This window comes from Paenibacillus sp. N119s, from assembly GCF_059447605.1.
Map to the genome: position 1 here is coordinate 1 of NZ_JCAJRU010000209.1, position 9,025 is coordinate 9,025.

Sequence of the window (9,025 nt, forward strand, 5' to 3'; positions counted from 1 at the left end):
CTCTCCCTCACCAACAACAATAAAATCCACATTCGCCAAGCGCTTCATCCAGTGCTCTGTATCGTAAGATACCTCCGGACCACCCAAAACGATTTTGACCTCGGGCATAATCTTTTTCAATACATCAATGACTTTAATCGTCTCTTCAATGTTCCAAATATAACAGGAAAAACCGATGACATCTGCCCCTCGTTGAAACAGATCGGATACGATGTTCATCACCGGGTCCTTAATTGTATACTCCGCCAGCTCGATATCAAAATCCTTTTCACTGTAGGCTTTGAGGCATCGGATGGCCAACGAGGTATGAATATATTTAGCGTTTAATGTTGATAAAATGACTTTCATAGGTCACAACCTTCTATAAGTTTGCATGGGAATCGTATATCTTTAGTATAGCTATTCAAAATCCTCGTACACATCGTCTGCAAAAATTTCATCCTCGCTTACCATTCCTCCGGTAATCCCCTGATTTTGAAAGAAATCAAGAAACGGCTTGCCGTACTTGCGGAACTTCACTTCACCAACACCCTTGATCCGCAACATGTCTGCCTCGGATTGCGGATTCGCTACGCTCATTTCTCGCAGCGTGGCATCATTGAAGATAATATAAGACGGTACATGCTCCTGAGCGGCCAGATCGCGGCGGATCAGGCGCAATTGCTCGAATACAGTTTCGTTGACCGCGGCAGGATAGGTGTCGCGTCCCTTTCGTCCGCGTGACCCCGCTCCACCAGCAAAAGCAGTGGCATGTCGCACCACACGCTGCATGACTTTCCGCTGACCTCTCAGCACTTCAGCAGCAAGTTGTTGCAAGCGTACGACCGGATATTGCCCTTCGGATAGCATCAGGTAGCCTTCCGACACAAGAACATTGATAATTTCAGCAATTTCTTTTTCTGTGCGGTTGCCCATCACACCGTAGGTTGGCAGGCTGTCAAAACCATACTGCAGCACTTTTTTGTTACGCGAGCCCTTCAACACCGAGGCCACCATCGAAACCCCATATCGTTCCCGCATTCGATGAATGCATGAAAAAATCTTTTGTGCATCTATAGTCATATCCACCAGTTCCCGCTCATCTGTGCACGAACTGCATATGCCGCAGGCTTCATGCTCCTCCGCTTCTCCGAAATACTCTAGCTGTGCCGAACGCAGGCAGCGAGTTGTGTAACAATAGTCAACCATCTGCTGGAGCTTGCGGTAGTCGTTGCGCTTGCGGTCTTCATCCTGAGGGTTTTGCTCAATCAGGAACTTCTGGGTCACAATATCTTGCGGTCCGAACAGCAAAATACATTGACTCGGGTCGCCATCACGTCCTGCGCGTCCCGCTTCTTGTACGTACGCCTCCATATTTTTAGGCATATTGTAATGAATGACATAGCGTACGTTTGATTTATCTATCCCCATGCCAAAGGCGTTGGTCGCGACAATGACACGGATATCGTCGTACAGAAAACCTTCCTGACTATCTGCACGTTCCTGATCTGTCATTCCTGCATGATAACGTCCTGCTGCCATGCCAGCGTCACACAGACGTTGATACAAATCGTCCACGTCTTTACGTGTCGCCGCATAAATAATGCCCGATTCACCCTCATGCTCGCGAGTATAGTTCAGTAAAAAACTGCGTTTGTCTTCTCCACGCAGCACACTGAACGCCAGGTTCGGTCTTCCAAGCCCCGTAACGAACGTCTCTGGTGAACGCAGACGAAGCAGGCGTACAATGTCATCCATAACCTGCGGTGTAGCCGTTGCTGTAAACGCCGCTACGATTGGACGTTCATACAGCCCGTCCACGAATGGAGCCACAGCTAGATAGCTTGTCCGAAAATCATGGCCCCATTGGGATACACAGTGAGCCTCATCTACTGCAACGCAGGAAATCGGTAATTGAGCCATCTCATCTCGGAACCAATCCAGCTCCAATCGTTCAGGAGCAACATACAGCAACTTCAAATCCCCGTTGCGTGCGGCGCGTATGCGGTCATTGACCTCTCGACCGCTCAGCGTACTATTAATGTAGGCAGCTGCAATCCCCATCGTGGTCAGCGCATCTACCTGGTCCTTCATTAACGAAATGAGTGGTGACACGACAATTGTCAGCCCCTCATGCAACAATGCAGGAATCTGGTAGCATATCGATTTTCCGCCACCTGTCGGCATGATGCCCAGCGTATCGTTGCCTTCCAGCATACTGGCCACAATTTTCTTTTGTCCCTCCCGGAAATCGGGATAGCCATAAAATTTTTGCAGCAAGTCCTGCGCCCGTTCCAATGTTGGTGCTTGTACACTCATAGTTTCAAAACTCCTCATATTTCTAGCGTCCTTGACGCCTATCGGCTTTTCTTTCGTTACCTTATAGTTTACCGGGGTTAGGGGTAATGTTCAACCGCTGAAAGCCTGGAATCAGGTTTAGTCTCTTATGGCATTCGCTGTTTTCTCATGATATAGTGAACACGGTGCCGCAAATTGGTCCACAAGTATGAAGAGACACGGCTCCAAGAAGGAGAAAGAACCCATGAATAATCGGAAACCCCAACGGAAAAATCATACAAAATCAACACCAAACACAAGTCCTTCCAGACGAAACCACAAACCTGCCGGAAAATCTGGCTCCAATAGACCGGAAGCTCAACGGAGAACCCATACTTCGGATAAAGCCCCTGCCAAAACATACACTGTTCAAGAGCCTGCCGAGTTATTGAGCTTTTTAGTTGAACATGTGACTGGCATGGGCCGTAATTCCATTAAATCTGCACTGGCTCGCGGACAAGTTTCCGTCAATGGTATTCCTCGTACTGTGCATAATTTTCCGCTGGAGCAAGGACAGACTGTCGCGCTCTCCAAGGAAAAAGTAGCTCCTGTGGTACCACTAACCGGGCTGCGTATTTTGCATGAGGACGAAGCTATTATCGTTATCCATAAAGATGCCGGCCTGCTTTCCGTCGCTTCGGCGCAGGAGCAGGAAGTCACAGCGTATCGCCAGCTTACAGCCCACGTGCGACGCGAGCATCCGTACAATCGCATTTTTGTATTGCATCGTTTGGATCGTGATACCTCAGGAGTGATGATGTTTGCGAAAAGCGAAGCCATACAGCAGGAAATGCAGCAAGCGTGGAAGGAAGTTGTGTATGAACGAACATACATTGCTCTCGTAGAAGGTCAGGTAAAAAAAGCCGAGGGCACAATCACCTCATGGCTGAAAGAAAGCAAGACGCTGAAAATGTATTCCAGTCCTTATCCGAATGACGGACAACACGCAGTCACTCATTACAAGCGGCTTCAGGCTAATCGGCATTTTTCTTTGCTAGAGGTGCGTTTGGAGACCGGACGCAAAAATCAAATCCGCGTGCATATGGAGGATATCGGTCACCCGATTGTTGGAGATAAAAAATACGGTTCCAAGAGCAAGTCGATCGGCCGCCTTGGTCTGCATGCACAGGTATTGTCGTTTATTCATCCCGTCACTGGAGTATTGCTGCGTTTTGAATCTGACATTCCTAAATCATTTCTGAATCCGTTTCGGGAGTAGACTGAAGTAAAGCACACGAGAGTGAGTATAAATAATAAAGAAATCAGGGGGCGTCCAAAGACACCCCCCCTTTTTTATGGGTTAAGCGGTATACGTCCGAACACCATCAGCCATTTTCATCAACTCATCCCATATATAGATAGGCGTATGGCACACCGGACATTCTAGCCAACCGTTTAAGTAGGGTAACTGGGCAAGAAGCAATTTCTCATCTATTTTTTTAGCATATTCGTGCAACCACTGTATATTTGCAACTTTATGGTCCAATGAACGGGGGCGGATCGGATAGGGGATTAGATTGCTTGAATTTACAGGGTCTATATCATAGACAACGAGAATGTCACTCCGTTCATCAGGCCAAATATAGAGCGGGGTACCGCAATGAGGACAATCCAGCATATATTCGTCACCTGTATCAAAGGTTTGCAGCATATAGGCTACGCAATGATACCCCTCAAAGGCAGCAGCCGCAGCGAGAACATAGCGTTTGCCGACATCTCCTTCGTGATCTTTCGCATAAAGCACCATTTCTTCCGTCAATTCTGCAAGCCGTACGATGGCACTTTGATATTGCACGTAAATATATTCTGCCAGGTTAGAATCCACTTCCACCTGATCCCTTGCAAATTCTAATGGAATTTTGGTATGTAAGGGATTATTATTTTTCGCTTCAAATATTCCGCAAATGTTATATATATCTGCCCGAATTCCTATATCAGAACTTTTTAGCGCAATGTCTACTAGATAAGGTACAGCCGCGAATGTACAAGTATACAACGTATTTTGGTGATATAATTCCTCCCAATACAAGGTGTCAGCTATTTCGCCATCATATCCGGCTTGGAGCTGTTTTAACATTTCTGGGACGTATTGAGAAGAACCGTAGGGGCCTTGGAGCAGAGTCCAGACCGGATCGGACAAAGCCAGCATCTTGATACTCCTTCCACCATTTTCTTACAGTAACATGAGATAGGTTTATAAAATGAGTTTGCGATCAAAAATTCATTTAACTTCATAATTCTTAGCTTGTTACGTTTATTTCATTATACGCACATCAGTAGCTGAAGTTGCTTTTCTCGTTTTACGCAATGTACAAAATCACTATTTTTGAGGGTCTATAATCATATTCGGTTAAGATTTGAACATTATGAAGATAAGATACATTAAATTCAGGAATTACGAACCTAAATCTTCTGTTATATTACGAATCCACTGTCAATTTCGTTCCTTTCCTGTATACATAGTCCACATTATAAGCTCTGTTACTAAAAAAACGCTGAGTAAGAAATAAAGTATATTAACGTTAAATTCCCATACATGTAAAATCAAGAGGATCTCAAGTGATGCTGCCTGTTTTTAATGATGTCAAACGGGTAAGACATACATATTCAAGTCTTTATTTTGTCCGTTACAGAGTGGATTGTATGAATCGGTATATGAAGAGGCGTGTTGGGAATATTACGTATGAATACTGCGACTATAAGGGGAAATAGCCTATGACCATAACACCGGAACAGCGGATTACCCTGCACGGATTTAACAATTTGACTAAATCATTGAGCTTCAATATGTACGATATTTGCTACACCAAAACGAAAGAGGAACGCGAGGCCTATATCGAATATATTGATGAACAATATAACTCAGATCGACTGACAGCTATTTTGAAAAATGTGTCTGATATAATCGGCGCCCATGTGCTCAACGTGGCCCAACAGGATTATGTCCCTCAAGGAGCGAGCGTGACGGTACTTATATCCGAAGGGCCTATTGTGGAGGTGCCGACTGAATCGTATGCAGAGTCACCAGGCCCCTTACCTGAGTCTGTCGTGATCCAGCTGGATAAAAGTCATATTACGGTTCACACTTACCCTGAATACCATCCAGACGAAGGAATCAGCACGTTTCGTGCAGATATTGATGTTTCTACCTGTGGGGAAATCTCCCCGCTCAAGGCACTTCACTATTTGACTCATTCTTTTGACACGGACATTATGACGATTGATTACCGGGTACGCGGCTTTACACGTGATACGAATGGTCATAAGCTTTTTATCGACCATGATATTGCCTCGATTCAAAACTATATTCCCGACGAAGTACGCAATCAGTATGACATGATCGACGTGAACGTGTATCAGGAAAATATTTTCCATACCAAATGCAAGCTAAAACAATTTGATCTGGACAACTATCTGTTTGGCTACACGAAGGAAAGTCTGAGTGAACAAGAGCAACAGAATATATCCGCACGACTTAAAATCGAAATGGACGAAATTTACTACGGCAAAAATATGACGTAAACAAAAGATGGATCATAATGTTGCACAAAGGACGATTGCTTGGACTGAAATTCAGCCCGGCTCTCGTCCTTTTTGACTACAAAAATTTAGAGATTACTCAGCTTGATCTGTACAAGTGGAAGAATGTTCACTATGATAGGGAAAGAAACCACTAATTTTAACTATCACCCAGATTTTAGACTTGCCCCTAATTGTAAGCGCAATCAATTGATCTCACTATTTTGTTATGAAAGACAAAGGAGGAATTTGTATGCAAGGCGGTATTAGCGGTAAAAACATTATTTTACGACTGGAAATTTCCACCGAGCACATCCAGTTTGGTCAATTGATTACATTGGTAAACGAACATGGCGGAGATGTCATTGCCATTGACGTCATCCGTACCTCTGAGAAGGCTACTGTGAGAGATATTACAGTCACCATTGCTGATCCAACAGAAATCGACCGAATGATCGCCCGGATTAAAAAAGCACAAGGTGTAAAGGTACTGTCCATCTCTGATCGCACCTTCCTCTTACATCTCGGAGGCAAGATTGAAATGCAGCCCAAGGTCCCGATTCAAAACCGCGACGACTTATCCAGAGTGTACACTCCTGATGTGGCGCGCGTATGCATGGCCATCCATGAGGAGCAGGACAAAGCCTTCCGACTAACGATTAAGCGTAACACCGTCGCTGTCGTCTCTGACGGAAGCGCTGTCCTCGGACTCGGCAACATCGGTCCGTATGCAGCTATGCCGGTTATGGAAGGGAAGGCCATGCTGTTCAAGCAGCTCGGGTCTGTCGATGCTTTCCCGATCTGCCTGGATACGCAGGACACCGAAGAAATCATTAAGGCCATTAAGCAGCTGGCCCCAGCCTTTGGCGGTATTAATCTAGAGGATATTTCATCACCACGCTGCTTCGAAATTGAACAGCGGTTACGTGATGAGCTCGACATCCCTGTTTTTCATGACGATCAGCACGGCACAGCTGTCGTTTTGTATGCAGGGCTGATTAATGCGCTCAAAGTGGTCGGCAAATCTCTGTCTGATGTCAAAATTGTTGTCTGTGGTATCGGGGCTGCTGGTGTGGCCTGTACCAAAATTTTGCTATCGGCAGGAGCAGTCAACATCATTGGTGTTGACCGACACGGTGCACTTACAGCCGATGAAACATATGAGCATCCGATGTGGAATTGGTATGCACAGCATACCAACCCTGAACGGCTGTCAGGCACGCTATCGGAGGTTCTAAAAGACGCGGATGTGTTTATCGGTCTGTCGGCAGGTGGAATACTGCAACGAGAAGATGTAAAGCGTATGAAGGAAGCGCCTGTCCTGTTCACCATGGCTAACCCGGTTCCGGAAATTAACCCGGAGGACGTCGAGGACATTGCAGGGGTCATCGCCACTGGACGTTCGGACTATCCAAACCAGATTAACAATGTACTGTGCTTCCCTGGCATATTCCGAGCAGCACTGGACTGCCGCGCCCGTGAAATTAACGAAGAGATGAAGTTGGCGGCCGCAGAAGCCATCGCAGGCACTATCCGTCCCGATGAATTGAACAAACTGTATATTATCCCGGGTGTATTTAACGAAGGTGCGGTGCAACAGGTGCGTAAAAAGGTGATTCAAGCCGCGATTGCGAGCGGTACAGCCAGAAGAGTGCCTAGAGATTTCAGATAAAAGAAAAGGATTGCTCCCGTAAAGCGGGTGCAATCCTTTTGTATTGAAACATACAGTTGTATTCGGTTACCTGTCACAGCGGTTATGATCTCCATCTAGAAAACAATTGACTGGCACGCTGGGCAAACTCCTCCAGATTGATGCTGGAGTTGTCCAGCTTGTAATACCATTTTTTGATCGTATCCAAAATCCATGAGGGAACCTTAACCTCGGAGAAACTGGAATACAGCGTATGGTATGCCCACACCAAATGCTCCCACCGCTTGTCATCGCCTTCTTTTACGTATTCAGATACGTCCAATACCTTGGCGCGTCCGTCTTGCATGAGTACATTCTTGAGATGAATATCACGAGGATTCAATCCCTTGGACCTGACGAATTCCCTCGCCTCTTCCACGTCCACAATGACCTGTTCCGGCACCGGAATACCTTGCAGCAGGCAATCCAGCAACGTAATACCGGATTCGTAACTAATGACAATGTACTTATCGCCTTTTCCATAATAATGAGGAAAAAAATCAGATCCTCGCAAACGCTCATACACATCGGCCTCTGCATCTTTTTTCTCGATCGCCATGTCTGAATACACCTTGAACGCGTAGCCTGGCAACGTATCGAGCGTAAATACGGCCGCATCTGTCCCAATACCAATACAGCGAACCCCTGGGGTGGCTGTTTTAATGGTAACTGGATCATTATCTTCCGTACTATATACGGTTACTTGACTTATGATGTCGACTGCCTGTCTCCATTGTTCTACCATGTGCGATCCCTCCTTCTCTGTTCTACTAATTCCAAATGAAGTTAGATTTATAACAGATGAATAGTATTACGGACCAGCTTTTGAAATAGCTTCAAAAAAGGTTGGATTCTTTTTAAAAACATGTATATACCGTTCTAATGTGCGTCCGGCAGGAGCAGCCTTCTTAACTCTGCGTAGCTAGCCGCTGTTTTATAGCCCCCCGCCACGTCAGATTCCGGAGTAGCGTTCCTGTGATTAAACCAAATTACCTGCCAATTGGCAGCGATAGCTCCCGCTACATCATTGCGCCAGGAATCCCCAATGTAGCAGCAATGCTCTGGTAAAGTTCCCGTGCGTTCGTTTACTACTTCGAAAATGCGCGGATCAGGCTTGGCATAACCAACCGTCCCAGACACAAAAATATGCTCTGCTGCAACATGATTTTCCAATGTCATAGCTTTAATTTTACTCATCTGGTGTTCTACAAGACCGTTCGTAATCAAACCAACCACATAGCCAGCCGAGCTCAATTCATCGATTAACGAGGTAGCCCCCTCAAAAGAATCAATTCGGTACTGACGATCCAAGTATTCTTGTTGGACCTGAACTGCCTGCTCACGGGTAAGATCTACCCCAAATTCTTGTAATGCCAGAATAAAACGACCTTCCCTCATATCATCCAGTTCATTCGCTCCTGCCTTCCCCTCCAATAGTCCTCCTTTAGCTGACAGTAAATCGCTGTAATAGCGAATACGGTGATAGGCTTCCTCATAAGG

The 9,025-nt window shown here is 45.8% G+C and carries 8 protein-coding genes; 3 read left to right on the plus strand and 5 right to left on the minus strand.

Features of this window, described 5'->3' with window-relative positions; all coding sequences use genetic code 11:
• Both AC5V8P_RS19990 and recQ read right to left on the minus strand, forming a co-directional pair.
• A partial coding sequence (locus AC5V8P_RS19990; protein ID WP_495473801.1) for a cobalamin-dependent protein occupies positions 1-348 on the minus strand: 348 nt, incomplete at its 3' end.
• A gap of 51 nt (positions 349-399) precedes the next feature.
• Entirely contained in the window at positions 400-2,298 is a 1,899-nt protein-coding gene (gene recQ, locus AC5V8P_RS19995; RefSeq protein ID WP_063208239.1) for a DNA helicase RecQ, read from the minus strand.
• A gap of 223 nt (positions 2,299-2,521) precedes the next feature.
• On the opposite strand from recQ, the gene AC5V8P_RS20000 reads away from it, so the two are divergent.
• The gene (locus AC5V8P_RS20000; protein WP_063208237.1) at positions 2,522-3,535 is read left to right on the plus strand and encodes an RluA family pseudouridine synthase; all 1,014 of its coding nucleotides are present in this window, start codon (positions 2,522-2,524) and stop codon (positions 3,533-3,535) included.
• 81 nt (positions 3,536-3,616) lie between these two features.
• On the opposite strand, the gene AC5V8P_RS20005 is transcribed toward AC5V8P_RS20000, so the two are convergent.
• Entirely contained in the window at positions 3,617-4,465 is an 849-nt protein-coding gene (locus AC5V8P_RS20005; RefSeq protein ID WP_063208234.1) for a hypothetical protein, read from the minus strand.
• 566 nt (positions 4,466-5,031) lie between these two features.
• On the opposite strand from AC5V8P_RS20005, the gene speD reads away from it, so the two are divergent.
• Both speD and AC5V8P_RS20015 read left to right on the plus strand, forming a co-directional pair.
• Positions 5,032-5,838 (plus strand): adenosylmethionine decarboxylase, encoded by an 807-nt coding sequence (speD, locus tag AC5V8P_RS20010; protein WP_063208231.1) that lies wholly within the window; start codon positions 5,032-5,034, stop codon positions 5,836-5,838.
• A gap of 250 nt (positions 5,839-6,088) precedes the next feature.
• The gene (locus AC5V8P_RS20015; RefSeq protein WP_064795355.1) at positions 6,089-7,507 is read left to right on the plus strand and encodes an NAD-dependent malic enzyme; all 1,419 of its coding nucleotides are present in this window, start codon (positions 6,089-6,091) and stop codon (positions 7,505-7,507) included.
• Between the two features lie 82 nt (positions 7,508-7,589).
• Here AC5V8P_RS20015 and AC5V8P_RS20020 read toward each other — a convergent pair whose 3' ends face one another.
• Together AC5V8P_RS20020 and AC5V8P_RS20025 are read right to left on the minus strand one after the other, a co-directional pair.
• Positions 7,590-8,270 carry a protein kinase family protein gene (locus AC5V8P_RS20020; RefSeq protein ID WP_064795356.1) on the minus strand — a complete coding sequence of 227 codons (681 nt, stop codon included), beginning with the start codon at positions 8,268-8,270 and terminating at the stop codon, positions 7,590-7,592.
• A gap of 134 nt (positions 8,271-8,404) precedes the next feature.
• On the minus strand, positions 8,405-9,025 hold a 621-nt coding region (locus tag AC5V8P_RS20025), incomplete at its 5' end, for an HAD family hydrolase (RefSeq protein WP_495473802.1).

Excerpts from the sequence above, each read along its gene's own strand:
- recQ (WP_063208239.1), bottom strand. The coding sequence starts at position 2,298 with ATGAGTGTACAAGCACCAACATTGGAACGGGCGCAGGACTTGCTGCAA.
- AC5V8P_RS20000 (WP_063208237.1), top strand. The coding sequence starts at position 2,522 with ATGAATAATCGGAAACCCCAACGGAAAAATCATACAAAATCAACACCA.
- AC5V8P_RS20005 (WP_063208234.1), bottom strand. The coding sequence starts at position 4,465 with ATGCTGGCTTTGTCCGATCCGGTCTGGACTCTGCTCCAAGGCCCCTAC.
- speD (WP_063208231.1), top strand. The coding sequence starts at position 5,032 with ATGACCATAACACCGGAACAGCGGATTACCCTGCACGGATTTAACAAT.
- AC5V8P_RS20015 (WP_064795355.1), top strand. The coding sequence starts at position 6,089 with ATGCAAGGCGGTATTAGCGGTAAAAACATTATTTTACGACTGGAAATT.
- AC5V8P_RS20020 (WP_064795356.1), bottom strand. The coding sequence starts at position 8,270 with ATGGTAGAACAATGGAGACAGGCAGTCGACATCATAAGTCAAGTAACC.